At 70.7% G+C, this 25632-nt stretch carries 16 protein-coding genes; 13 read left to right on the top strand and 3 right to left on the bottom strand.

The window, feature by feature from the left end:
- The first annotated feature begins 209 nt into the window (after positions 1 to 209).
- The 4 genes from AC5P1C_RS16535 to AC5P1C_RS16520 all read left to right on the top strand — a co-directional run bounded on the left by AC5P1C_RS16535 (position 210) and on the right by AC5P1C_RS16520 (position 4582).
- Positions 210 to 821, top strand: coding sequence for a response regulator transcription factor (locus AC5P1C_RS16535; protein ID WP_003948568.1), 612 nt, complete (start codon positions 210 to 212; stop codon positions 819 to 821).
- 266 nt (positions 822 to 1087) lie between these two features.
- Positions 1088 to 1663: a sigma-70 family RNA polymerase sigma factor gene (locus AC5P1C_RS16530; protein ID WP_055549856.1), complete on the top strand. Its 576-nt coding sequence runs from the start codon at positions 1088 to 1090 to the stop codon at positions 1661 to 1663.
- A gap of 152 nt (positions 1664 to 1815) precedes the next feature.
- On the top strand, positions 1816 to 3321 hold the full coding sequence (gene guaB / locus AC5P1C_RS16525) for an IMP dehydrogenase (protein ID WP_493866578.1): 1506 nt from the start codon (positions 1816 to 1818) through the stop codon (positions 3319 to 3321).
- 136 nt (positions 3322 to 3457) lie between these two features.
- Entirely contained in the window at positions 3458 to 4582 is a 1125-nt protein-coding gene (locus AC5P1C_RS16520; RefSeq protein ID WP_361053635.1) for a GuaB3 family IMP dehydrogenase-related protein, read from the top strand.
- Between the two features lie 54 nt (positions 4583 to 4636).
- Here the strand turns inward: AC5P1C_RS16520 and AC5P1C_RS16515 are convergent, their stop codons facing one another.
- Positions 4637 to 5890: a nucleotide sugar dehydrogenase gene (locus AC5P1C_RS16515; protein ID WP_493866577.1), complete on the bottom strand. Its 1254-nt coding sequence runs from the start codon at positions 5888 to 5890 to the stop codon at positions 4637 to 4639.
- A 250-nt stretch (positions 5891 to 6140) separates the two neighbouring features.
- Here AC5P1C_RS16515 and AC5P1C_RS16510 point away from each other — a divergent pair, with 250 nt between their 5' ends.
- Entirely contained in the window at positions 6141 to 7847 is a 1707-nt protein-coding gene (locus tag AC5P1C_RS16510) for a glycerol-3-phosphate dehydrogenase/oxidase (RefSeq protein WP_493866576.1), read from the top strand.
- A 62-nt stretch (positions 7848 to 7909) separates the two neighbouring features.
- On the opposite strand, the gene AC5P1C_RS16505 is transcribed toward AC5P1C_RS16510, so the two are convergent.
- A complete protein-coding gene (locus AC5P1C_RS16505; protein WP_493866575.1) occupies positions 7910 to 9148 on the bottom strand; it encodes a serine hydrolase domain-containing protein in 1239 nt (412 codons plus the stop codon).
- Positions 9149 to 9283: 135 nt separating this feature from the next.
- Here AC5P1C_RS16505 and AC5P1C_RS16500 point away from each other — a divergent pair, with 135 nt between their 5' ends.
- The 7 genes from AC5P1C_RS16500 (at position 9284) to AC5P1C_RS16470 (ending at position 23713) form a co-directional block, all read left to right on the top strand.
- On the top strand, positions 9284 to 11470 hold the full coding sequence (locus tag AC5P1C_RS16500; protein ID WP_493866574.1) for a serine/threonine-protein kinase: 2187 nt from the start codon (positions 9284 to 9286) through the stop codon (positions 11468 to 11470).
- Between the two features lie 208 nt (positions 11471 to 11678).
- Entirely contained in the window at positions 11679 to 14561 is a 2883-nt protein-coding gene (locus AC5P1C_RS16495) for a serine/threonine kinase C-terminal domain-containing protein (protein ID WP_493866573.1), read from the top strand.
- 196 nt (positions 14562 to 14757) lie between these two features.
- Positions 14758 to 16491, top strand: a complete 1734-nt coding sequence (locus AC5P1C_RS16490) for a serine/threonine-protein kinase (protein WP_493866623.1) — start codon at positions 14758 to 14760, stop codon at positions 16489 to 16491.
- A gap of 103 nt (positions 16492 to 16594) precedes the next feature.
- On the top strand, positions 16595 to 18235 hold the full coding sequence (locus AC5P1C_RS16485) for a serine/threonine-protein kinase (protein WP_493866572.1): 1641 nt from the start codon (positions 16595 to 16597) through the stop codon (positions 18233 to 18235).
- Positions 18236 to 18316: 81 nt separating this feature from the next.
- Positions 18317 to 20053, top strand: coding sequence for a serine/threonine-protein kinase (locus tag AC5P1C_RS16480; protein ID WP_493866571.1), 1737 nt, complete (start codon positions 18317 to 18319; stop codon positions 20051 to 20053).
- A 153-nt stretch (positions 20054 to 20206) separates the two neighbouring features.
- Positions 20207 to 21823: a succinic semialdehyde dehydrogenase gene (locus AC5P1C_RS16475; RefSeq protein ID WP_493866570.1), complete on the top strand. Its 1617-nt coding sequence runs from the start codon at positions 20207 to 20209 to the stop codon at positions 21821 to 21823.
- A gap of 54 nt (positions 21824 to 21877) precedes the next feature.
- Entirely contained in the window at positions 21878 to 23713 is a 1836-nt protein-coding gene (locus AC5P1C_RS16470) for a GMC oxidoreductase (RefSeq protein ID WP_493866569.1), read from the top strand.
- Between the two features lie 130 nt (positions 23714 to 23843).
- Here the strand turns inward: AC5P1C_RS16470 and AC5P1C_RS16465 are convergent, their stop codons facing one another.
- Complete coding sequence (locus AC5P1C_RS16465) at positions 23844 to 24950, bottom strand: LAETG motif-containing sortase-dependent surface protein (protein ID WP_493866568.1); 1107 nt, start codon at positions 24948 to 24950, stop codon at positions 23844 to 23846.
- Between the two features lie 156 nt (positions 24951 to 25106).
- On the opposite strand from AC5P1C_RS16465, the gene AC5P1C_RS16460 reads away from it, so the two are divergent.
- A complete protein-coding gene (locus tag AC5P1C_RS16460) occupies positions 25107 to 25565 on the top strand; it encodes a hypothetical protein (protein WP_493866567.1) in 459 nt (152 codons plus the stop codon).
- Positions 25566 to 25632: the final 67 nt, after the last annotated feature.

Below are 25632 nucleotides of genomic sequence, written 5' to 3'. Positions count from 1 at the left end.
GTCCCGTGTCCGCGCCCTCACGTAGAGTGCCGAAGATGGCTGACCGCCCCGTAACTCTTTCGGGTGACCGTCGTTGAGAGTGCGAGGCGGTTGAAAGAACAAGCGCTCGGGCAGATGTCCGAGAGCGTCAACCGCACAGGTGACGAATAAGTACCAGCCTGGAGGCTCAAGGTGACGCGCAGCAGCTGTGAGAGCCGCGGAGGACAGTCATGACATCCGTCCTCGTCTGCGACGACTCCCCGCTCGCCCGAGAGGCGCTCCGCCGCGCGGTCGCGACCGTGCCCGGCGTCGAGCGCGTGACGACAGCGGCCAACGGCGAGGAAGTCCTCCGCCGCTGGGGCGCCGACCGCTCGGACCTGATTCTGATGGACGTACGCATGCCCGGACTGGGCGGCGTCGAGACGGTGCGGCGGCTGCTTTCCGCCGACCCCGGTGCGCGCATCATCATGCTCACCGTCGCCGAGGATCTGGACGGTGTCGCGCTCGCGGTCGCCGCGGGTGCCCGCGGCTATCTGCACAAGGACGCCTCGCGCGCCGAACTGCGCGCGACCGTCACGCAGGCCCTCGCCGATCCGACGTGGCGCCTTGCTCCGCGCAGACTGCGCTCGGCCGAGATGGGCGCGGCGCCCACACTCACCGCGCGGGAGATCCAGGTGCTCGAGGGCATGAGCCACGGCCGGTCGAACGCCGAGATCGGACGTGAGCTTTTTCTCTCCGAGGACACCGTCAAGACCCACGCCAGGCGGTTGTTCAAGAAGCTCGGCGCCTCGGACCGCGCGCACGCCGTGGCGCTCGGTTTCCGCTGGGGCCTGGTCCGATAGGTGTGCCGCCGTGCGGGCACGGCGATCCCCGCCCGCCTCGTGGTGGGCGGGGTGACGGACGCCCGTAGCTCCCTCTCGCGGGAGCGGTTGCCGTTGCTTCGCCGCCGATGCCGCATCCTTGAGGTGTGGAGTTCCTCGGGGACAGGTCGGTCGAGCGGGAGGGGAGGGCGCACGAGATGAGTTCCGGCGCACCTGCTCATAACGCTTCGGTGCACAACTACGGACGTGGTGCCGCGGATCAATCAGCACCAAGGCACCATGGACCGATGCGCGATGACAAGACGACGGTGATCGGTGCCCTCGTCCTTCGCGCGGTCGAGGGCGACGAGCAGGCGACGCACGATCTCCTCGCTCATGTGCACCCTCTGGCGCTGCGGTACTGCCGCACGCGGCTCTCCCGACTGCCGGGCGACGCGCGGCACTTCGTGGAGGACCTGGCGCAGGAAGTGTGCGTCGCGGTCCTCCTCGCACTGCCGCGCTACAAGGACACGGGGCGCCCCTTCGAGGCGTTCGTCTTCGCGATCGCCGCGCACAAGGTCGCCGACCTGCAGCGCGCGGCGATGCGCCATCCCGGCTCCACGGCGGTGCCGTCGGACGAGATGCCGGAGCGGCCCGACGACTCCCTCGGTCCCGAGGAGCGCGCGCTGCTCAGCAGCGATGCCGAATGGGCCAAGAAGCTCATGGCCAACCTTCCGGAGAACCAGCGCGAGCTGCTGCTCCTGAGGATCGCCGTCGGGCTCACGGCCGAGGAGACCGGGCAGATGCTGGGCATGTCCCCGGGTGCGGTGCGGGTCGCGCAGCATCGCGCGTTGAGTCGCTTGCGGGCACTGGCCGAGCAGTAGCGGTCACCGGCCGTGCGGTGACGGCCTTCGCTGTTCATTCATGCCATATGAACGCACAAACCTGGTCGATGATCTTGATCGTGGAATGAGACACCCTCCGTTCCCGTTAGCATGGACATCCGCACCGATCAAGGCCATTTGGGGAAGGTGTCATGACTGCAAACGTCGACGGAGTGCCCGAGAAATTCGCGACGCTCGGGCTGACCTACGACGACGTGCTGCTGCTGCCCGGCGCGTCGGAGGTTCTCCCGAACGCCGTGGACACCTCGTCCCGCATCTCCCGCAACGTACGCGTGAACATTCCGCTGCTCTCGGCGGCGATGGACAAGGTCACCGAGGCCCGCATGGCGATCGCCATGGCGCGCCAGGGCGGCGTCGGCGTGCTGCACCGCAACCTGTCGATCGAGGACCAGGTCAACCAGGTCGACCTGGTGAAGCGCTCCGAGTCCGGCATGGTCACCGACCCGATCACCGTGCACCCGGACGCCACGCTGGGCGAGGCCGACGCGCTGTGCGCCAAGTTCCGCATCAGCGGCGTCCCGGTCACCGACCCGGCGGGCAAGCTGCTCGGCATCGTCACCAACCGCGACATGGCCTTCGAGAACGACCGCAGCCGCCAGGTGCGCGAGGTCATGACGCCCATGCCGCTCGTGACCGGCAAGGTCGGCATCTCCGGCGTCGACGCCATGGAGCTGCTGCGCCGCCACAAGATCGAGAAGCTGCCCCTCGTCGACGACGCGGGGGTCCTCAAGGGCCTCATCACGGTCAAGGACTTCAAGAAGGCCGAGCAGTACCCGAACGCCGCCAAGGACGCCGAGGGCCGTCTCCTCGTCGGCGCCGCCGTCGGCGCGAGCCCCGAGGCGCTGGAGCGCGCACAGGCGCTGGCCGGGGCGGGCGTGGACTTCCTCATCGTCGACACGTCGCACGGGCACAACAGCAACGCCCTGAGCTGGATGTCGAAGATCAAGTCGGGCGTGGGCGTCGACGTGATCGGTGGCAACGTGGCGACGCGCGACGGCGCCCAGGCGCTCATCGACGCCGGTGTCGACGGAGTCAAGGTCGGCGTCGGCCCGGGTTCCATCTGCACCACCCGCGTCGTCGCCGGAATCGGCGTCCCGCAGGTCACCGCCATCTACGAAGCGGCCGTCGCGGCGCGTGCGGCCGGTGTCCCGGTCATCGGCGACGGCGGCCTGCAGTACTCCGGTGACATCGGCAAGGCGCTGGCCGCCGGCGCCGACACCGTGATGCTCGGCTCGCTGCTCGCGGGCTGCGAGGAGTCGCCGGGTGAGCTGATGTTCATCAACGGCAAGCAGTTCAAGTCCTACCGCGGCATGGGTTCGCTCGGTGCCATGCAATCCCGTGGCCAGGGCCGTTCGTACTCGAAGGACCGCTACTTCCAGGCGGAGGTCTCCTCGGACGACAAGCTCGTCCCCGAGGGCATCGAGGGCCAGGTGGCCTACCGCGGCCCGCTGGCCAACGTGCTGCACCAGCTCGTCGGCGGCCTGCGCCAGACGATGGGCTACGTGGGCGCCGCCTCCATCGACGAGATGGAGACCAAGGGCCGCTTCGTGCGCATCACGTCCGCGGGCCTCAAGGAGAGCCACCCGCACGACATCCAGATGACGGTCGAGGCGCCGAACTACACGAACAAGCGCTGACCCACTTCGCGTGTGGGGGCGGTCCCGATTCCCGGGGCCGCCCCCTTTGCGCGCGTCGGGGATACTGGAGCGGCAGACCGAGTGCCGAAGTGCCGAAGAAGTGCGAAGTACCGAAGAAAGCTGAAGGGCCACCCACGTGACTGAGATCGAGATCGGGCGCGGCAAGCGCGGCCGCCGCGCGTACGCCTTCGACGACATCGCCGTCGTGCCGAGCCGTCGTACCCGCGACCCGAAGGAGGTCTCGATCGCCTGGCAGATCGACGCCTACCGCTTCGAGCTGCCCTTCCTGGCGGCGCCGATGGACTCGGTCGTCTCGCCGCAGACCGCCATCCGCATCGGTGAGCTGGGTGGCCTGGGCGTACTGAACCTCGAGGGCCTGTGGACGCGGTACGAGGACCCGCAGCCGCTGCTCGACGAGATCGCGGAGCTGGACACCGACAACGCGACCCGGCGCCTTCAGGAGATCTACGCGGCTCCGATCCAGGCCGACCTGATCGGGCAGCGCATCAAGGAGGTGCGCGACTCGGGCGTGGTCACCGCCGCCGCGCTCTCCCCGCAGCGCACCGCCGAGTTCTCCAAGGCCGTCGTGGACGCGGGCGTGGACATCTTCGTCATCCGCGGGACGACCGTCTCCGCCGAGCACGTCTCCGGTGCGGCCGAGCCGCTCAACCTCAAGCAGTTCATCTACGAGCTCGACGTGCCGGTGATCGTCGGCGGTTGCGCCACGTACACCGCGGCGCTGCACCTGATGCGCACGGGCGCGGCCGGTGTCCTCGTCGGCTTCGGCGGCGGCGCCGCGCACACCACGCGCAACGTCCTGGGCATCCAGGTGCCGATGGCCACGGCCGTCGCGGACGTCGCGGCGGCCCGTCGTGACTACATGGACGAGTCCGGCGGCCGGTACGTGCACGTCATCGCCGACGGCGGCGTGGGCTGGTCCGGCGACCTGCCCAAGGCGATCGCCTGCGGCGCGGACTCGGTGATGATCGGCTCCCCGCTGGCGCGCGCCACGGACGCGCCCGGCAAGGGCCACCACTGGGGCATGGAGGCCGTCCACGAGGACGTGCCGCGCGGCAAGCGCGTCGACCTCGGTGTGGTCGGCACGACGGAGGAGATCCTCACCGGTCCCTCGCACATCCCGGACGGCTCGATGAACTTCTTCGGGGCGCTGCGCCGTGCGATGGCGACGACGGGCTACAGCGAGCTCAAGGAGTTCCAGCGGGTCGAGGTGACGGTCGCGGACGCGCAGCACAAGCGTTGATCGTCTGCTTCTTAAGAAGGGCCCCGGTATACGTACCGGGGCCCTTCTTGTGTGTCACAGGCGGTGGGCCGCGCCCGCGGGGGTCGCGCCGCGGGTGTCCAGGAGCAACTGGGCCTTCACGGCCAGACCTTGCAGGTCGTACGTGCGGTGGTGCTGGAGCAGGATCGTGAGGTCGGCGTCGGCCGCCGCCTCGTACAGGGAGTCCGCGCGGGGGACGGGGTGGCCGAGCACGCTCCAGGTGGGGACGTAGGGGTCGTGGTAGCTGACGGCGGCGCCCATCTCCATCAGGCGGGTGGCGACCTCCTGGGCGGGGGAGCCCTGCTGGTCGGCGAGGTCGGGCTTGTAGGTGACGCCGAGGAGCAGCACGCGGGCGCCGCGGGCCGACTTGCCGTGTTCGTTCAGGAGGGTCGCCGAGCGCTGGATCACGTAGCGGGGCATGCGGTCGTTGACCTGCTGGGCCAGTTCGACCATGCGCAGGGGGCGGGCGCCGCGGCCGGGGCCCGGGATGTCCAGGGGGACTCCGTGGCCGCCGACGCCGGGTCCCGGGCGGAAGGCCTGGAAGCCGAAGGGCTTGGTCTCGGCGCAGCGGATGACGTCCCACAGGTCGATGCTCAGGTCGTGGCAGAGCACGGCCATCTCATTGACCAGGGCCATGTTCACGTGCCGGTAGTTGGTCTCCAGGAGGTGCACGGTCTCGGCCTCGCGCGGGCCACGCGCGCGTACGACCTTGTCGGTGAGGCGGCCGTAGAATGCTGCGGCCGATTCGGTGCAGGCCGGGGTGAGGCCGCCGATGACCTTGGGGGTGCCGGCGTAGCCGTGGGTGCGGTTGCCCGGGTCGAGGCGGCCCGGCGAGTGCGCGAGGTGGAAGTCGCGGCCCGCGCGCAGTCCTGAGCCCTCTTCGAGGATGGGGCGGAGGAATTCCTCCGTGGTTCCGGGGTAAACGGGTGACTCCAGGATGACCGTGGTGTGCGGGCGCAGGCGCGCGGCCAGGGCGCGGGCGGCTTCGGCCACTTGGCTCAGGTCGAGGGTGCGGTCGGCCGCCGGAGGGGTGGGAGCGCAGATGACCGCGGTGCGGACACGGCCGAGCTCGACCGGGTCGGTGGTGGGCCTGAAGCCGCCCGAGAGCATCCGGCGGACATCGGCGGCGGTGAGGATTCCCTCGGCGCCGTCGCAGGGCAGGCGGCCGCTTGCCAGGTCGACGGCGCGGGCGGGGTCGTAGCCGATGGTGGCGATGCCGCCGGAGACGGCGGCCTGGGCCAGGGGCAGGCCGAGGTGGCCGAGGCCGATGACGGCGAGATCTGCGGGCATGGCGGTGGGCCGTCCTCCCAGTAGCCGGAGTGGGACGAGTACGCAAGTCCTGTGGACAAGGTGGACCAGCGCAATGTCAGACTAGGAGTAAATATGACCGTTATGCGGCATTGCGCTGCGCCGGGCGTCGGAGTGTTGGCCTCGGGTTGGCCGCAGGTTGTCCACAGGCGGCGGCCGAACTCAGCGGACCCGACCAGAATCTGGGCATGATGTGAGCGCGACCACACCCGACAGCTAACGGGAGGCAGCGGTGAGGACAGCGACCTTGGGACCGGCGGAGCGTGCCGAGTCACTTGCGGGAATGGCCGAGCGGGAGCTGGATGTCCTGGTCGTGGGCGCGGGAGTGGTCGGTGCGGGCACCGCACTCGACGCCGTGACCCGCGGCCTGTCCACGGGCCTCGTCGAGGCGCGTGACTGGGCGTCGGGCACGTCGAGTCGGTCGAGCAAACTGATCCACGGCGGGCTGCGTTATCTGGAGATGCTCGACTTCGCGCTGGTGCGGGAGGCGCTGAAGGAGCGCGGCCTGCTCCTGGAGCGGCTCGCCCCGCACCTCGTGAAGCCGGTGCCGTTCCTGTACCCCTTGCAGCACAAGGGCTGGGAGCGGATCTATGCCGGTTCGGGCGTCGCGTTGTACGACGCCATGTCGATGTCGCGCGGACACGGCCGAGGCCTGCCCATGCACCGCCATCTGACGCAGCGCCATGCCCTGCGCGTCGCCCCGTGCCTGAAGAAGGACGCGCTGGTGGGGGCGATGCAGTACTACGACGCGCAGATGGACGACGCACGCTACGTGGCCACGCTGGTGCGCACGGCGTCGGCGTACGGTGCGAAGGTCGCCAACCGCGCGCGCGTGATGGGCTTCCTGCGGGAGGGCGAGCGGGTTGTCGGTGCTCGGGTACAAGACGTCGAGGGCGGCGGGGAGTACGAGGTCCGGGCCAAGCAGGTGGTCAACGCCACCGGTGTGTGGACCGATGACACCCAGGCGATGGTCGGGGAGCGGGGTCAGTTCCACGTCAGGGCGTCCAAGGGCATCCATCTGGTCGTGCCCAAGGACCGGATCAACTCGACGACCGGCCTGATCCTGCGGACCGAGAAGAGCGTTCTCTTCGTCATCCCGTGGGGGCGGCACTGGATCGTCGGGACGACCGACACCGACTGGGACCTGGACAAGGCGCACCCGGCGGCGTCCAGCGCCGACATCGACTACCTCCTCGAGCACGTGAACTCGGTGCTCAGGGTGCCCCTCTCACGGGACGACGTCCAAGGGGTGTACGCGGGCCTCCGGCCGCTGCTCGCCGGGGAGTCGGACGCCACGAGCAAGCTGTCGCGCGAGCACACGGTGGCGCATCCGGCGCCGGGCCTGGTGGTCATCGCGGGCGGCAAGTACACGACGTACCGCGTGATGGCGAAGGACGCGGTGGACGAGGCGGTGCACGGCCTCGACCAGCGGGTCGCCGACTGTGTCACCGAGGACATCCCGCTGGTCGGCGCGGAGGGGTACAAGGCGCTGTGGAACGCGCGCGCCAGGATCGCGGCCCGCACCGGCCTCCATGTGGTGCGCGTGGAACACCTGTTGAACCGGTACGGCTCGCTGGCGGAGGAAGTCCTCGCCCTCATCACGGCCGATCCCACGCTGGGCGAGCCGCTGCAGGCGGCGGACGACTATCTGCGCGCCGAGATCGTCTACGCCGCGTCGCATGAGGGAGCACGGCACCTGGACGACGTGCTGACCCGGCGCACGCGCATCTCGATCGAGACGTTCGACCGGGGCACACGCAGTGCGCGGGTGTGTGCCGAGTTGATGGCGCCGGTCCTCGGCTGGGACAAGGACCAGGTCGAGCGGGAGGTCCAGCACTACGAGAAGCGGGTGGAGGCGGAGCGGGAGTCGCAGCGGCAGCCGGACGACCTGACGGCGGACGCGGCGAGGCTGGGGGCGCCGGACATCGTGCCGCTTTGAGGCTCCGGTTTGAGGCTCCGGTTTGAGGCCTTGCTTTGACGCTCCGCTGGTTGGCCCCCGCGCTATACGCAGAACTCGGCTGCTAGGAGGGCGCGTTCGAGTTTCGGGTCCGCTATCTCGTCCGTGTTGACCCGGAAGGTGAGGACGCGGTCGCCGTCGCGGGTGGCGGCCGTGCGTACGTAGCTTCCGGCTATGCGGCCGTTGTGGCCCCAGACCGTGGTGCCACAGGCGAGCTTCTGCGGATAGAGGCCCATGCCGTAGGAGCCGTCCGTGGCGCGGGTGCTGAGCATCTGGCGGAGCTGGGGTGCGGGGAGCAGCCGGCCGCCGAGGAGGGCGGCGTAGAAGTGGTCCAGGTCGGCGAGCGTGGAGATCAGCTCGCCCGCGGCGCCCGCGACTCCGGGGTTGAGGGCGGTGATGTCCCGGCCCTCGCTCGTGTACGCGCGGCCGTGCGGGGACGGGAGCGTGGTGCGGGTGCCGGGGAAGGAGGTGCCGGTCAGACGGAGGGGGGTGATGATGCGGCGTTCGGTCTCGGTGGCGTACGAGCGGCCGGTGACCTGCTTGATCACCATGCCGAGGACGACGTAGTTGGTGTTGGAGTACGACCAGCGGCCGGGTGTGGTCGCGGGGTGGGCGAGGGCGGTGCGGACCGCCTCCGTCGGAGTGAGGGGGACGAGGCCTTTGGTGTCGGTGGCGTAGTCCGCGAGGCCGCTGGTGTGGGTGAGAAGGGCGCGCAGGGTGAGGGCGCGACCGTCGAGATCCTTGCCGCGGATGAGGCCGGGCAGGTGGTGTTCCACGGGGTCGGACAGGGACAGGCGGCGTTCGGCGACGAGTTGGAGTACGACCGTCGCGATGAACGTCTTGGTGATGCTGCCGGCGCGGAAGTGGTCGGTGCGGCGGATGCGGGTGGCTTCACCGTCTTTGCTGGCTTTGCCGTCTTCGTCGTCTTCGCCGTCCGCGCTGACGCCTGTGGCGGTGTCGGTGCCACTGCTCCTGCCGCGTGAATGGTCTCTGTCCGCACCTGGGGTGGTGTCGTCCGTCGGGGGCTGGTTGACGTGGGCGAAGTGCCAGAGGGGCCGTGGGGCCGGCTGTCCGCCGGGTTCGATGTGCGGGGCGCCCGGCTCGGTCGTTGACCATGGGGCTTCGCGGGCCAACAGAGCCGCGGCGGGGGCCTTGCCTCGGGTGACGAGCAGCGGAAGAGTGGCGTCCGTGGCCGGTTTCGCGGCCAATGGCGCACTGGCGGACGTCAGGCCGATGAGGGTCACCGCAAGGGGTATGGCCAGCAGTGTCCTTGGAATGGGCATGGCGGTCCCTCCTTGTGCGGAGCCCATCATGAGGGACGTTGGACCCTGGGCGTAGACCGGTCCCGAAGTGAGGGACAATGGAGGCTCTGTCAGGGCGGGTTGCGCGGGTAGCAGCGGTAGCAGCAGAGGGGACGCATGTCGGACGCGGAGCAGGCGGGTCAGTCCCGTCAGGACAAGAGCGAACGTCTCCTCTCCGGGCGCTACCGGCTGGGAGAGGTGCTCGGCCGCGGCGGAATGGGAACCGTCTGGCGCGCCAAGGACGAGACTCTCGGCCGGACGGTGGCCGTGAAGGAACTGCGCTTTCCCTCGAGCATCGACGAGGAAGAGAAGCGACGGCTCATCACGCGTACGTTGCGTGAGGCCAAGGCGATCGCGCGGATCCGCAACACCAGCGCGGTGACCGTGTACGACGTGGTCGACGAGGACGACCGCCCGTGGATCGTGATGGAGTTGGTCGAGGGCAAGTCGCTCGCCGAGGCCATCCGCGAGGACGGGCTGCTCACGCCGCGGCGCGCCGCCGAGGTCGGCCTCGCGGTGCTCGACGTACTGCGGTCCGCGCACCGCGAGGGAATTCTGCACCGCGACGTGAAGCCGTCCAATGTGCTGATCGCCGAGGACGGGCGCGTCGTCCTGACGGACTTCGGCATCGCGCAGGTCGAGGGCGACCCGTCGATCACGTCCACCGGCATGCTCGTCGGCGCCCCCTCGTATATTTCGCCGGAGCGGGCGCGTGGGCACAAGCCGGGTCCCGCGGCCGACCTGTGGTCGCTCGGCGGGCTGCTGTACGCGTCCGTGGAAGGCGTTCCTCCGTACGACAAGGGGTCGGCGATCGCGACCCTCACCGCGGTGATGACCGAGGACGTCGAACAGCCGACGAACGCGGGTCCGTTGGAGAAGGTCATCTACGGCCTGCTCGCCAAGGACCCCGAGCAGCGACTCGACGACGCGGGGGCGCGGACGCTGCTGCTCGACGTGATCCACGCGCCCGAGGTCAAGGACGAGCCGGAGCCGGTCGACGCGACGAAGGTCGTGCCGTTGCCTCCGGTGCCGCCGGCCTTGGGGAAGCGGTTCGGCAAGGACAAGGGCAGGAACAAGGACAAGGGCAGGGACAAGAGCAAGGGTGGCGCTGCGGGTGCCGCGGGTGTGGCTGGTGCCGCGGCGACTTCTGGGTCCGCCGGTGCCTCTGCCAGTGCCTCCGCCGGGACTGCTGGTTCCTCTGTGGGCTCCGGTGGCGGCAAGGGCGAGGAGGCCGCTGAGCGGCTGAAGGGTGCGCTCCGGTCGGTGCGGAAGGCCGCGGCTGCGGCTACTGCGCGGGGGGCGGGGGCTTCCGGTTCTGCTTCTGGTGCGGTGGCGGAGAAGCCGTCGCCTGCCGGGGCGGCTGCGTCGGCTCCTGCGACGGCTCCTGCTTCGTCTCCTTCCGTGCCTGGCTCCGGTTCCGGCTCCGGTTCCGGTTCTGGCTCCGGTTCCGGTTCGAAATCTGTGGCTGGGGGCGGGGGTTCGAGCACTCCGCCGGTTCCCGTGACGCCGCCGCGCCCGACGCCTGCCAAGGCCTCGCTCACCGACGTGGTGCCGCGGCGCACGCTCGTGGTCATCTCGGTTGCCCTCGTCCTTGCGGTGCTCGGGACCGTGCTGGCCTTCGCGCTGAACGGCGGGGACGACAGCGGGCCGCGGGACAACAAGAACGGCGGCGACAAGGCCGCATCCAGCGGGGCGACCGCGGGCAGCGGCGAGAAGGACAACGAGAAGGGCGCCGGACAGGACGACGGCGCAGAGAAGGACGAGGGCGACGAGGACAAGGGCACGGGAGCAAGCCCCGGCGCGGACGAGAGCAAGGATCCGGGCGACAGCGACGAAGGCAGCGGCAATGACCCCGGCAAGGAGCCGGGTGACGGTGCCGAGTCGACGTACAAGCACGCCCAAGGTTTCTCGGTGGGCCTGCCCAAGGGGTGGAAGTACCAGTCCACGGCTGCCGCGGGCGCGCGTTTCACCGGGCCGGACGGACAGAAGCTGCTGATCGGCTGGACGCCCACTCCGAAGTCCGACCCCGTGGGCGACTGGAAGGACCAGGAGAGGTACATGGTCCGGTCGCAGTACAAGCGGATCCGGATAGAGAAGGTCGACTACCGCGGGTGGAACGCGGCCGACTGGGAGTTCACGTACGTCGACGGCGGCACGAAGTACCGCTCGATAGACCGTGGGTTCGTCGTCAACGGTGGTCTCGGCTACGGAATGATGTACACGGCCAAGGCCGACAAGTGGGGCAGCGCCGAGCGCAAGGACGCGTGGCGGACGTTCACGAAGTCGTTCAAGCCGAAGAAGTAGCGAAGAAGTAGCGGAGGGGCAGCGGGGGCGCAGTCGGGGAGCAGCGGGGGAGCAGCGGGGGAGTCCGCGGAACAGGTCCCGGTGAGATCTGGCATCCCCTCAATGTGGTTTGCCTCCGGCACGTATCGTGAGTGCCTGAGGACCGTACGCAGCCACAACAGGGCGTAAGACGAACGGAATTGACCACCGGGCGGACGGGGGAGGCGTCGTGGACGAATACGCGGGGCGGGTACTCGCCGACCGCTATCGCCTGCCGTTGCCGCCCGCGGACGAGTACGAACTGGCCGAGACCCGCGCCTTCGACACGTACAGCGGGCAGGAAGTCCTGGTCAGGCAGGTTCCGTTGCCCGAGGTCGTCGACGCGGAAGTGCTTGAGCTCGACGAGCGGGACCTTCCGGACGGGGAGCTTCCGGCGGGGTTCGTGAGCGCGGGAGCGGTGCGGAGGCCGTCGGCGCGAACGACGCGGAGGCCGTCGGATCCGGCGGTGCGGCGCGCGATAGAGGCGGCGCAGGCCGCCGCGCAGATTCCCGACCACCCCCGGCTCGACCAGGTCTTCGACGTGTTCGCCGAAGGAGGCTCGCTGTGGATAGTCAGCGAGTTGGTGGCGGCGAGGCCGCTGGCGGCGCTGCTCGCGGACCGGCCGCTGAGTCCGTACCGCGCGGCGGAGGTCGCGGCGGACGTGGTGACGGCGCTGCGGGTGCTGCATGCGCACGGCTGGGTACACCGGAACATCACCGCTCGCACGGTCCTGGTCTGCGACGACGGCCGAGTGGTCCTCACGGGCCTCGCGGCGGGCGCGGCGGAAGAGGCGCTGTGCGGGTACGACCCTCGGCCCGAGGAGTTCCTTGCGGGGTTCGAGGCCACTGCCGGGCCCGAGGCTGACGAGGCCTACGCCGAGGCCCGTGAGGTCGATGAGGTTGACCGTTCGCGTGAGCATGCCGCGATCGAGGCCACCCCGGAGGCGCAACCGGGGGGCGATGTGCGGGCGCCGCGGACCAGCGCGATAGCCGCGTACCGCGCCGGGACGCGGGCCGCGGCGCGGGTGAGCGAGGACGAGGGGCGTCCGGAGGGCCGTCGGGGCCGGGGTTCGGAGCCGACGGGCGCGGAGTTGCCTGGGCCCCGGGATGGCGGGTCGTACGGGGGATACGAGGGGCGCGACGGGTACGAGGGGCGCGACGGGTACGAGGGGCGCGAGGGGTACGGCGATGAGGGTTCGCGCGGTGGTGACGGAAGCAGCGGTGAGGCTGCGGCTACCGGGCGCATCCTGGACCCGTACGGCGTCGGGGCAAAGAAGCAGTGGCACGGGGCCGTGCCGAGGGGTGGCCGCCCTGGCCACGACCCCGGGTCCGGCTACGGCGCTTCGGGCTCCGGCGGGCCCGGCCCTGTGTCGGGCCGCGCGGAGGAAGGCTCTCCCTACGGACCATCGGCCCCCAGCGGGCACGGCCCCGGTGTGCCCAGCCCCGCCTCGCGTCGCGAAGCACCAAGCCCCTCCTCGCGTCGCGAAGCACCAAGCCCCGCCCCACGTCGCGAAACGCCAGGCTCCGCGCTGAGCCGCGGTGAGACGGCCCCCAGCCCCGCCCTCAGCAACGCCGCACCCGCCCCCAGTAACGCCACCCCCGCCTCCGAACCCCCCGCATCCGGCCACAGCTACTGGGACGCCCTCGTGGCCGAGCGAAGTGGGGCCCGGCGTGGGCCCGCTACCGCGCTTGCCGCTGAGCGGGCCCGGCATGCGCGTATGACCGTGGTCGGGTGCGTGACCGAGCGATGGGCGCCCGAGCAGGCGGGGCCCGTGCACGAGAACTGGCAGCTCGCTCCGCCCATCGGGCCCGCCACTGACCTCTGGGCGCTCGGTGCCCTGCTGTTCCGGGCCGTGCAGGGCCACGCGCCCTACCCGGAGGACAGCACCTTCGAGCTCGTCCAGCTGGTCTGCGCCGAGCCGCCCGCCTTTGCGGAGGAGTGCGGTCCGCTCCGGCCCGTCGTCGAGTCGTTGCTGCGTCAGGACCCCACCGAGCGGCTCGACTTCGAGGAGCTGAACGGCTGGCTGCGGTCGCTCGTCCGTTCGGCGCCCGAGGCGGAGGCAGGCGTCAACGTCGTGCCCGCACCGCCCTTCGACGCCCGGCGGCTGCCCGTCGTACGCCGTCGCGGCGATCTCGTACGTCGCAAGAAGCGGCGCTCCCCCGCGCGCACCGCCACCGCCCCCGACCCGAACGGGCGCCGCAAGCACAAGCAGCAGTCCAAGCGTGGTCGAGAAGCCCGCCCGGCGGCTGCCGCAGCCGCCGCGCCCCCGCACATGTCCGCCTCCGCACCCGCGCCCCCGCGCCCGCCCAAGCGAAGCGAGCGCAGCGGGGCGGGAAGGCCGCGTTCCCTGGGGCGCCTCCTGCTCCTGCTCATTCTGGCCGGGCTCGTCGCGGCGGTCGCGTACGCCATGGTCTTCATGCCCAAGTCGGGTGAGAACGAAGGCAGCGAGGGCGCCGGCTCCGCCGGGGACCCCGGCACCAGTCAGGCGCCCGACCCCGGCAGCAGTTCCAGCGCCCGGCCCAGCGAGGACGGCAAGTCCGACGAGCCGAGCGACAAGGCCAGCGACAAGCCGGACAAGAGCCCCGACTCGCAGCAGCCGCAGACCAGCGGGCCCGAGCTGCCGCAGGGCTTCACGCTCCGCAAGGACGCCGAGGGCTTCCGCGTGGCCGTGGCCAGCGGCTGGGACCGGCAGCCCAAGAACGGGCGTGGGCAGGTCGTTTACACGAAGGGCGACTTCGAGCTGATCGTCGTGCCGGGGCGGGACGGCACGGACGAGTACGGCAGCGACCCCATGAAGTACCAGCGCGAACACGAGCGCGAGCTGCAGCCGTTCCGCGACTCGACCTGGGCGGAGTCCTCCGGGATGCGCAGGATCGACGTGGGCGGACGGGTCATGGGCGAGGGGCAGTTCACTTGGCAGGGGCCGGGCGGCGGCGAAGTCTTCGTGCGCAATCTCGCGATGATCGTCGGCGGGAAGTACCACGTCGTGCAGATCCGCGGGCCCGAGGCCGAGCGGGACGAAGTGGACCGGCTCTACGAGCAGGCCTCGGCGACCTACCAAGTCACCGATTGACGCCACTCGATCGTCTGACGGTCGTCATCTGCCCATTCCAGTGCGGGATTTGACCGGGCTTCGGACGCGATGAGCGGCTCCGTCTCGTTGCGTCACGCGTCACAGTGAGGTCTCCGAGGACCCCCGGAGGTTCCCCGCACGCCACCCGCTACCTAACCTTGGCCTGTCAAGACCATTGCGGGGGAACGTGAATCAGATGCAGGGCCTGCTCCTCGCGGGCCGCTACCGGCTCGGAGAGTCCATCGGCCGTGGCGGCATGGGACGGGTGTGGCGCGCGCGGGACGAGGTGCTGCACCGGGTCGTCGCCGTCAAGGAGCTGACGGCCGCGCAGTACGTGCAGGAGGCCGACCGCGCGATCCTGCTCGCCCGCACGCACGCGGAGGCACGGGCCGCGGCGCGGATCAACCACCCCGCGGTCGTCACCGTCCACGACGTCCTCGAGTACGACGACCGGCCCTGGATCGTGATGGAGCTGGTCGAGGGCCGGTCGCTCGCGGACGCCGTCAAGGAGCAGGGCCGCATCGACCCCGTCGAGGCCGCCCGCATCGGCCTGTGGACCCTGAAGGCCCTGCGTGCCGCGCATGCCGCCGGGGTCCTGCACCGTGACGTCAAGCCCGGCAACGTACTTCTCTCGAACGACCGGCGCATCCTGCTCACCGACTTCGGGATCGCCGCGATCGAGGGGGACTCGACGATCACGCGGACCGGCGAGGTCGTCGGCTCCGTCGACTACCTGGCGCCCGAGCGGGTCAGCGGCGCCAACCCCGGTCCCGCTTCCGACCTGTGGGCGCTCGGGGCCACGCTGTACACGGCGGTCGAGGGGAACTCCCCGTTCCGGCGCACGTCGCCGCTCGGCACCATGCAGGCCGTGGTCACGGAGGAGCCCGCACCGGCCGAGTACGCGGGGGCGCTCGCCCCTGTGATCGACGCTCTCCTCCGCAAGGACCCGGAGACCCGGCCGACCGCCGAGCTCGCCGAGCTGATGCTGGCCGAGGCGGCGGAGGGCCGGCGGCCGAGCGCGGCGCAGGCGTACGTGCCGACGCAGATCCACGCCACGTCCCAGCCGCCGCAGGCCCCGCAGCCCCAGCACGATCACCGCACCCCGCAGTACGGTCACCACCCCGTCGAGCCCAACACCGTCGTCCCCGGAAACGGAAACGGAAGCGGCAGCGGAAGCGGAAACGAGCACGGATACGGGCACGGACACGGAAGCGGCGGCGGAGGCGGAGGCCGATACGGCTCCGGTCCCTACTCCGCACCCCACAACTCCGGCACCGTCAGCGAGGGCGGCACCCATCAACCCTCGCACCACACCCCGGCCCTCCGGAAGCGCCGGAAGTGGCCCGCGATCGTCGCGGCGGTCGCTGCCGTCGTGCTGCTCGGCGGCGGAACCGCCGGCTACCTGTACTTCGCGGACGGCGACGACGGCCGTACGGAACAGTCCGGTGAGGAGAAGCCGGGCGAGGTCGTCGGCGGCATCCCCAAGGACTGGCCGCGGACGAAGGACGCCGAGGGCTTCAGTCTCAGGCTGCCCAAGGACTGGAAGCGTGAGGTCGACGGCAACCAGATCGACTACACCCCCGACCACGGACGGCACTTCGTACGCATCAGCGTCGACCGCAACTCCACGTGGGAGAGCCCCTACACGCACCAGCTGGACCTGGAGAGGAACCTGAAGGCCAAGCTGCCCGCCTACAAGCGCCTGCAGCTCGACCAGAACACCTACCGCGACCGGCCGGGCGCGCTCTGGGAGTTCAGCTGGACGGCGGGCGCGAACGACACGACGGCGGGCCCGCGCCGCGCCATCTCGCAGAGCTATCTCAGCCGTGACGGCGTCGAGTACGTGATTTACATGTCGTCCCCCGAGGGCGACTGGAGCACGGCGCGTGAGCAGTTCGACGCGATACTCCGGGGCTGGCGGGAGTACTGAACGCGCTCGCGCGCGGGCGGGATGGCTGGGGTGAGCGGCCGGAACCAGTCCGCCGCACAGGCCGACAGGGTCCGACCGCACACGTGTGGGGCATGATGGCCGCATGGGGAGCGTGGGGGACAACGCCCGGGTCATAGCTGGCCGTTACCGCCTGGATGCGCGGCTCGGCAGGGGTGGCATGGGCGTGGTCTGGCAGGCCACGGATCAGTTCCTCGGCCGCCGGGTGGCCGTCAAGGAACTCGTCCTGGATGACACGCTCTCCGAATCTGACGCCATGCAGCAGAGCGAGCGCACCCTGCGCGAGGCGCGGGCGGCGGCGCAGCTGCGGCATCCGCACATCATCGTCGTCCACGACGTCGTCGTGCAGAGCGACCATCCGTACATCGTCATGGAGCTGATCGAGGGCGGTTCACTGGCCGGGCGGATCGCGCGGGCGGGCCCGATGAGCGCCCGGGAAGTCGCCCGGATGGGCATCGCCCTGCTCGGCGCGCTGCGCGTCGCGCACGCCGCCGGGGTCCTGCACCGTGACATCAAGCCCGCGAACGTCCTCATGGAGGAGACGACCGGGCGTGTCGTCCTCACCGACTTCGGGATCGCCCAGGTCAGCGGGGCGACGACGCTCACGGAGATCGGGTCGTTCGTGGGCTCTCCCGAATACACCGCGCCCGAGCGGATGTCGGGCGAGCGGACGGGGCCCGAGTCCGACCTCTGGTCGCTCGGCGCGCTCCTCGTCGCCGCCCTGACCGGCGAGTCGCCCTTCCGCCGGGATTCGATCAGCGGTGTGCTGCACGCCGTCGTCTTCGACGAGATCCGCCCGCCGCCCGCCGCCGCACCGCTGCTGCCCGTCATCCTCGGCCTCCTCGAACGCGACCCGGACCGGCGGCTCGGCGTGACGGAGGCGGAGCGGCTGCTGCGGACGTACGTCGATACGGGGCGGATGCCGTCGACGCCGGCGGGGCGGGCCGGCGGGCAGCCGTCGGCGCTGCCGGGCGGGCGGCTCGGCGGCTATACGCCCACCTTCCGTGACCTGCCCAGCCGTCCGCCCGCGCACCAGGCGGGGCCGTCCCGCGGCCGTCGCCGGGTCATGCTGATCGCCGCCGCGCTCGTCGCCGCGGTGGCCGGGGCCGGGGTCTCCGCCGCCGCGCTCCTGATGGGCAGGGACGGCGACGGGGGCGGCGGTACGCCGACGACGCCGGCCTCGCAGAGTTCGCAGACCGCGCGGACGCAGTCGGCGAGCCCGTCCCCGACTCCCACGGTGACGGTCACGCGCGGCTCCCGCACCCCGAAGCCCTCGACGCCCGAGGCACCCGACGGGTACCGCGTCGCGAAGGACCCCAGGGGCTTCACGCTCGCCGTTCCGGACGGATTCAGGCGCGAGGTGGATGGGCCCCGCACCTTCTACATGTCGCCGGGGGAAACGTTCCGCATCGGCATCAAGGAGTCGGCCCCGGAGCCGGGCGGCCCGCTCGCCGTGCAGCGCCGCTCCGACGCCAAAGGACCCGAGAACAACCCCGGTTACCGGGACGGCGAGGTCACCGAGACCTCGCACAACGGACGGCCCGCCGCCCTCTGGCAGTTCAGCTGGGACGGCTTCACGGAGGCAGAGGGCGCCCGGCACACGTACGACCTCTGCTGGGAGGAGGGCGGCCGGATGTACGACGTGTGGGTCTCGGCGCCGGTCGGCATGACCAAGGAGGGCAGGCGGTACTTCGACACGGCGGTGGACTCGTTCGTGCGCCGCTGAGACACCCCTGGGGCATCGCCCCTGTCACAAGTCAGTGACCCCAGTGGAACCGGGGGCCCTGGGCAAGGTACTGATGTGGGCATGAGTAATGACGGGGGAGCCAACTACGGCCCGTACGAACCCACCAGTTTCGGACTGCAGCCGCCACAGTCGTCCGTACCGGGGCAAGGTGGGCAGCAGGGGCAGGACGGAAACCCGTACGCCCAGCAGCCGCCGCATCAGCAGTCCCCGCACCAGCAGCCCGGTCCGCCGACGCCGCCCCCGTCGCCGTACGCGCAGCCCACCCAGGTGGTCCCGAACCAGCCATCCGAGCAGGACCCCGGCGCGGGCCGCCTGATCGCGGGCCGCTACCGCCTCCTGTCCAAGCTCGGCCACGGCGGCATGGGCACGGTCTGGCGCGCGAAGGACGAGACGGTGGACCGGGAGGTCGCCGTCAAGGAACCCCGCATCCCCGACCACCTGCCCGAGCGCGAGCGCACCAACGTCTTCGAGCGGATGCGCCGTGAGGCGCGCGCCGCGGCGCGCCTCGACCACCCGGCCGTGGTCAACGTCCACGACGTGGCGGTGGAGGACGGCCAGCCGTGGATCGTCATGGAGCTCGTCCAGGGCCGCTCGCTCGGCGCCGCGCTCCAGGAGGGCACCCTGGGCGCCCGCGACGCCGCGCGGATCGGCCTGGAGGTGCTCGGCGCCCTGGACGCCGCCCACCAGGCGGGCATCCTGCACCGTGACGTGAAGCCGGACAACGTGATGCTGGGGCAGCACGACCGGGTCATCCTCACCGACTTCGGCATCGCCCAGATCGAGGGCGAGACGAACCTGACGGACACGGGCGGCTTCGTCGGTTCGCCCGAGTTCATCGCCCCGGAGCGGGTCCTCGGCCAGCGTCCAGGACCGGCGTCGGACCTCTGGTCGCTCGGCGTGGTCCTCTACGCGGCGACGGAGGGCGTATCGCCGTTCCGCCGCAACAACACCCCCGCGACGCTGCAGTCGGTCCTGAACGCGACACCGGCGGCACCGGCTTCGGCCTCGGGCCCGCTGGCGCAGGCGATCAACGGACTCCTCATCAAGGAGCCGGGCCAGCGCCCGCGCGCGGCGCAGGTCCGCACGCTCCTGGAGGAAGCGGCGAAGCCGCCGCAGGCGGCGCCGACTCAGGTCGTGCAGATCGGTGGCGGCGGCAGCGGCGGTGGCAAGGGCGTCACGATCGGCCGCAAGGGGCTCCTGGGCATCGGTGCGGTGGTCGTCGCAGCCGTGGTCGCGGGCGTCCTCGTGGTCATGAACCCGTTCGAGGCCACCGAGGCGGACAGTTGGAAGCAGCACGACGAGAAGGACCTTGGCGCGACGTTGGCGGCGCCACCGGACTACGTGAAGTCCGTGCCCGACGGCATCAACAAGACCGAGCACTGGGTCAGTTACACCGATCCGAGCACCGCCATCTCGATCACTCTGTACCTGGCGAAGAAGTCGGAGGACACCACCGGAGAGATGGCGGGGTCCGCGGCCGCGCAGGCCTACAGCGACAGTGACGGGATCGAGGGCGGCGACCAGAGCAACATGGCCGAGACGCCCGCTCCCCGGAGCAAGACGGCGAAGACCTCGTACAAGGATCGGGAGTCCGCCGAGAACACGGTCACCTACGTCGACGATTCGGACTCGGAGACATTGAAGCCGCGCGAGGCGAAGGTCTTCTACTACAAGACCAGCAAGTCCGGCGACATGTACAAGCTCTGGATCGACTACCCGGGCAAGGGCGACTTCGTCGAGCGTGGCCGCGAGGTCGCCGAGACCGCGATCGCCGAACTGGAGATCGCGAAGCCCTGATCCCTGACCCGGAGTTGATCAACTTGATCAACTCCGGTTAAGCCCCTGATCAGGGGCTTTGTCGCCAGCGATCGCTGGCAGCGTGTGTGTGCCCGGTGAAAGCTGATTACCGACGGGTACCCAAAACCTTGACCTGGGCCTACGCTCACCACCATGACGGACTCGCAGGCCACCGCAGCGCCCCTCGGAACGAACCCCATCGCCAACGCCCCCGAAGGCGCGCGCACCGCCGCCGACGTGGTGACTCCCGAGCTGATCGCGCAGCTCACGCGCGACGTGATCGGTTCGGGGCGGACCGCCAACCACGCGCCGTTCACCGGCGAGAAGCTGGCCGACCTGCCCGAGTCCACCCCCGAGGACGTGGCCACCGCCTTCGAGCGCGCCCGCGTGGCCCAGGTCGCCTGGGAGCGTACGCCGGTCCGCCGCCGCGCCGCGGTGCTGCTGCGCTTCCACGACCTGGTGCTCCAGCGCCAGGCCGAGGTCCTCGACCTCATCCAGCTGGAGACCGGCAAGGCCCGGCTGCACGCGCACGAGGAGCTGCAGGCCGTCGCCGTCGCCGCCCGGCACTACGGCCGCAAGGCCCCCGCGTATCTGAACCCCAAGCGGCACACCGGCGTCGTACCGACCCTCACGAAGGTCACCGAGAACCGGCAGCCGCGCGGTGTCGTCGGCCAGATCGCGCCCTGGAACTACCCCTTCGAGCTGTCCATCGGTGACGCCCTTCCCGCGCTCGTCGCGGGCAACGCCCTGGTGATGAAGCCCGACACGGAGACCTGCCTGACCGCCCTGTGGGCGCGGGACCTGATCATCGAGGCCGGGCTGCCCGCCGAGGTCTTCCAGGTCGTCATCGGTGACGGGCCCGTCGTCGGACCCGAGATCGTCAAGCACGCCGACTACGTCTCCTTCACCGGATCCACCCGCACCGGCCGCGAGGTCGCGCAGGGCGCCGCGGGCCGTCTCGTCGGCGTCTCGCTCGAACTGGGCGGCAAGAACGCGATGTTGGTGCTGCACGACGCCGACATAGAGAAGGCCGCCGCGGGCGCTGTGCGTGCCTGCTTCTCGTCCGCGGGGCAGCTGTGCATCTCCATCGAGCGGCTGTACGTCCACGAGTCGATCGCGGACGAGTTCGTGGAGCGCTTCGCGGCGCGGACGAAGGCGATGCGCCTCGGCCGCTCCCTCGCGTACGGCGCCGAGATGGGCTCGCTGGTCGGCGAGCGGCAGCTGGAGACCACCAAGCGGCACGTCGACGAGGCGGTGGCCAAGGGCGCCACACTGATCGCGGGCGGAGTCGCACGGCCCGACATCGGCCCGTTCTTCTTCGAGCCGACGATCCTGGACGGCGTCGAGTCCCCGATGGCGGTGTGCGGCGAGGAGACCTTCGGCCCGGTCGTCTCCATCTACCGCTTCACCGACGAGAACGAAGCGGTCGAGCTCGCCAACTCCACGTCGTACGGCCTCAATTCCTCGGTCTGGACGAAGGACGGCAGCCGCGGCCGTAAGATCGCGGCCCGCCTGCGCACCGGCACCGTGAACGTGAACGAGGGCTTCGCGCCCGCCTACGGCAGCGTGCAGTCGCCGATGGGCGGCATGAAGGACTCGGGCCTCGGCCGCCGCCACGGCTCCGAGGGCATCCTGAAGTACACGGAGGCGCAGACCGTCGCGCACCAGCGCCTGATGCCGCTCGCGCCGTCCTTCGGCATGGACGACGAGAAGTACGCGGCGTTCATGAGCCTGAGCCTGAAGGTCATGAAGTCGCTGCGTCTGCGCTAGTTCCCCCGGCCGCCGGATCCCTACGAACGGGCTAATTCTCAACGAGGAGAGTCGATGTCACAGGAGAGCTCTGTCCAGAAACAGCCGGACAGTGAAGCGGGCGGGCACGACGACGCGTCGTACGACTACGACGTCATCGTCGTCGGGTCCGGCTTCGGCGGCTCCGTCTCCGCCCTGCGTCTGACGGAGAAGGGCTACCGCGTCGGCGTGCTCGAAGCGGGGCGCCGCTTCAGCCGCGAGTCGCTCCCGAAGAACTCCTGGGACCTCAAGAACTACCTCTGGGCACCGGCACTCGGCCTCTACGGCATCCAGCGCATCCATCTGCTCGGCAACGTCATGGTGCTCGCGGGGGCGGGCGTCGGCGGAGGTTCGCTGAACTACGCGAACACGCTCTACGTGCCCCCCGCGCCGTTCTTCAACGACCCGCAGTGGAAGGACATCACGGACTGGCAGAACGAGCTGGCCCCCTACTACGAGCAGGCCAAACGCATGCTCGGGGTGCGGCTCAACCCGACCACGACTCCGTCCGACGTCCACCTGAAGGCGACCGCCCAGGCCATGGGAGTGGGCGACAGCTTCCACATGGCACCGGTCGGTGTCTTCTTCGGCGACGAGCAGGACGCCTCAGGTACTTCAACGGCCAAGCCCGGCGAGGAAGTTCCCGACCCCTACTTCGGCGGCGCGGGTCCTTCGCGCAAGGCCTGCAGCGAATGCGGCGAGTGCATGACGGGCTGCCGGCACGGCGCGAAGAACACCCTCAACGAGAACTACCTCTACCTGGCGGAGAAGGCCGGCGCCGTCATCCACCCGATGACGTCCGTCGTCACCGTCACCGAGGACTCGCGGGGCGGGTACGCCGTCGCCACCCTGCCCACCGACAACAAGCGCAAGGGCAACGGGCGTACGTTCACGGCGCGCGAGGTCGTCGTCGCGGCGGGCACCTACGGCACGCAGACGCTCCTGCACCGCATGAAGGACACCGGCCTGCTTCCGCGCATATCGGGACGGCTCGGCGCGCTGACCCGCACCAACTCCGAGGCCCTGGTGGGCTCCCAGACCACCGACCGCCGCTACCGCAAGCAGCACGGCGCCGAGAAGGTGGACTTCACCAAGGGCGTCGCGATCACCTCGTCGATCCACCCCAACGCCTCCACGCACATCGAGCCGGTCCGCTACGGCAAGAAGTCCAACGCGATGGGCGGCATGACGATCCTCCAGGTGCCGTACAGCATCAAGGGCGGCAAGGCGCGTGTCGCCGGATGGCTCGGCAACGTGGCCAAGCACCCATGGCTTACGGTCCGTTCGCTCTCCAACCGGCGCTGGTCGGAGCGGACCATCATCGGCCTGGTCATGCAGACGCTCGACAACTCCCTGACCACGTACCGCAAGGAGAAGGGCATCGGCAAGGGCCTGCTGACCGCACGGCAGGGCCACGGCGCGCCCAACCCGACGCAGATCCCCGAGGCCACCGAGGCCGCGTCGCTGCTCGCCGAGGAGATCAACGGCTTTGCCGGGTCGAACGTGGGCGAGCTGATGGGCACCCCGCTGACCGCGCACTTCCTGGGCGGCTGTCCGATCGGCGACTCGGCGGACTCCGGGGTCATCGACCCCTACCACCGCCTGTACGGCCACCCCGGCATCTCGGTCGTCGACGGCGCCGCGGTCTCCGCGAACCTCGGCGTGAACCCCTCCCTGACGATCACCGCGCAGGCCGAGCGCGCGATGTCGTTCTGGCCCAACAAGGGCGCCGAGGACACGCGTCCTTCGCAGGGCGCGGAGTACGTGCGTCTGGCCGCCGTCGAGCCGAAGTCCCCGGCGGTACCGGCGGACGCGTTCGGCGCGCTGCGGCTTCCGTTCCTGGGGATGCCCGCGATGCCGACGAAGAAGTAGCCGGGCGGCGCCGGGCGGCGACTTCCCCCGCGTACGCGAAAGGACCTGCGCCCCCCTCCGAGCGCAGGTCCTTTCGCGTGTTCAGGCGCCGCTGAGCGGCGTGCCGTCGCCGGCGTGCTGACGCGCGTGCTTACGCGGTGGCGTCGGCCTTCTTGCGTCGGACGACGAAGACCGCGCCCGCACCGGCGATGACGGCGACACCGCCGACGAGGCCGATGGTCGGCAGCATGGAGCTTGAGCCGGTCTCGGCGAGGTTGCCGGTGGCCGCGATCTCCTTGGCACCGCCCTGCGGCGTCTTGCCACCGGTGGGCGTCTTGCCGCCCTCGTTCTTGTCGGCCTCGCCCGGGTTCTCGTTGTCGCTGCCGGCCTTCAGGACCGTGAACTCGTAGAAGGAGAACGCGCTGCGCACGCAGTTCTCCTCGGAGTCCAGGTAGCCGCCGAGGCCGAGCGCGTAGCCGTCGCCGGCCGGGGCCTTGGCGCTGACGTTGACGCGCAGCTTGATGTCGACCTTCTCCTTGGCGCCCAGCTCGGTGGTGCCGAAGTAGAGGCCGCCCGAGACCTCGTCCGCGATGGACTCCCAGGTCTTGGTCTCGGGGTTGAAGTACTGGATCTGCGCGTAGTTGGCGAGCCAGTCCTTCTCGTCCTCGCTCTCCGTGTAGTTGTCCACGGCGGCGAGCCACTGGACCTCACCGAGGTCGTCGTCGCTCGGGTTGGAGGCGGTCAGCTTGAACTGGTGCCAGCCGCTGCCCGCGACGATCTTGCCGGGCAGGCCCGAGAGCCCGATCTCCAGCTTCGAGTCGGCGTCCTCGCCGTCCTCGTCGACCGGGCAGTCCGTGGGCGCCTCGGTGGGCTCATCGGGCGGCGTGGCCGACTCGGTGGGCTTCTCCGTGGGCGTGGCCGACTCGGATTCCGTCTCGGTCGGTGCCGGGCTGGCCGACTCGGATTCCGTCGCGCCCGGCGTCGCCGTGGCGGATTCCGTCTCGGTCGGCGTAGGCGTCGCGGGAGGCGTGGCCGACTCGGTGGCCGTCGCGCTCGGGGACGGGCTGGTGTCCGGGGTCGCGTAGGCGGCAGGGGCCGACAGCAGCGCGATCGGGGCTATGGCAGCGGTCGCGGCCGCGGCGGCCATGACACGTCGAAGCTTCATGAAGACCTCAGTGAGTCCGGCGTACCACCTGGTGAGCGGTACGGAGGTGGAGGCCTCCGCGGTGGGGACGCGGGTGTGGCCGTTGTTACGCATGCATGACCTGCGTCCCTTGCGAATGGTTGTCCTCGAACTCACAGAATTCTTATGTGGCTTGGATCACAGAGCTTGTGCGGCCGTCTCCGGGTGCCGTAGAAATTCCTCCGCTCTCCGGTGATCCGCCGGGAGCGAGGGGCGTCAGGAGGGGGCGGCGTGGCGGAGCCGGATGAGAGACCGGATGGAATACCGGACGGGACGGCCGAGACGGCCGAGACGGCCGGGATGGACGAGACGGCCGAGATGACCGACGACGTGTGGGAGCGGTTCGAGCGCGACAGTCTGCGTGACATCCGTGCCTCGGCGCCGAAGGAGCCGTCCGCGCGGGCGCGCATGGTGGCCGAGCGGCTGCGACGCCTCGACGAGGAGGCGGCACGCCAGAAGGCCGCGGACAGCAGGGCGTTGGGCCGCAGGCGCAGGAAGCGCAGGGCGGCTCGGGGGGAGGGCGCCGCCGGGGCGTGGCGGCCCGACGAGTGGCGGGCCGCGCCGACCGGGCCGCGGCGCAGCGCGCGTTCGGAGCGCAGCCGCCGGGCGTGGAGCGGGGTGATCGTGGTGGGCGGCATGGCGCTGGCGATCGTGTTCCTGAGTCCGTTCCGGTTCTGGATCTGGTCGTAGCGGGGTGACGCGGAACCGGGCGTGATGATCTTCCGTCGTAGGAGGGGTGCGGGTGACTCCGCATGAG

This window comes from Streptomyces sp. A18, assembly GCF_059026065.1.
Note: the sequence above shows the minus strand (reverse complement) of the source record. Positions and strands in the feature narration are given on the sequence as shown.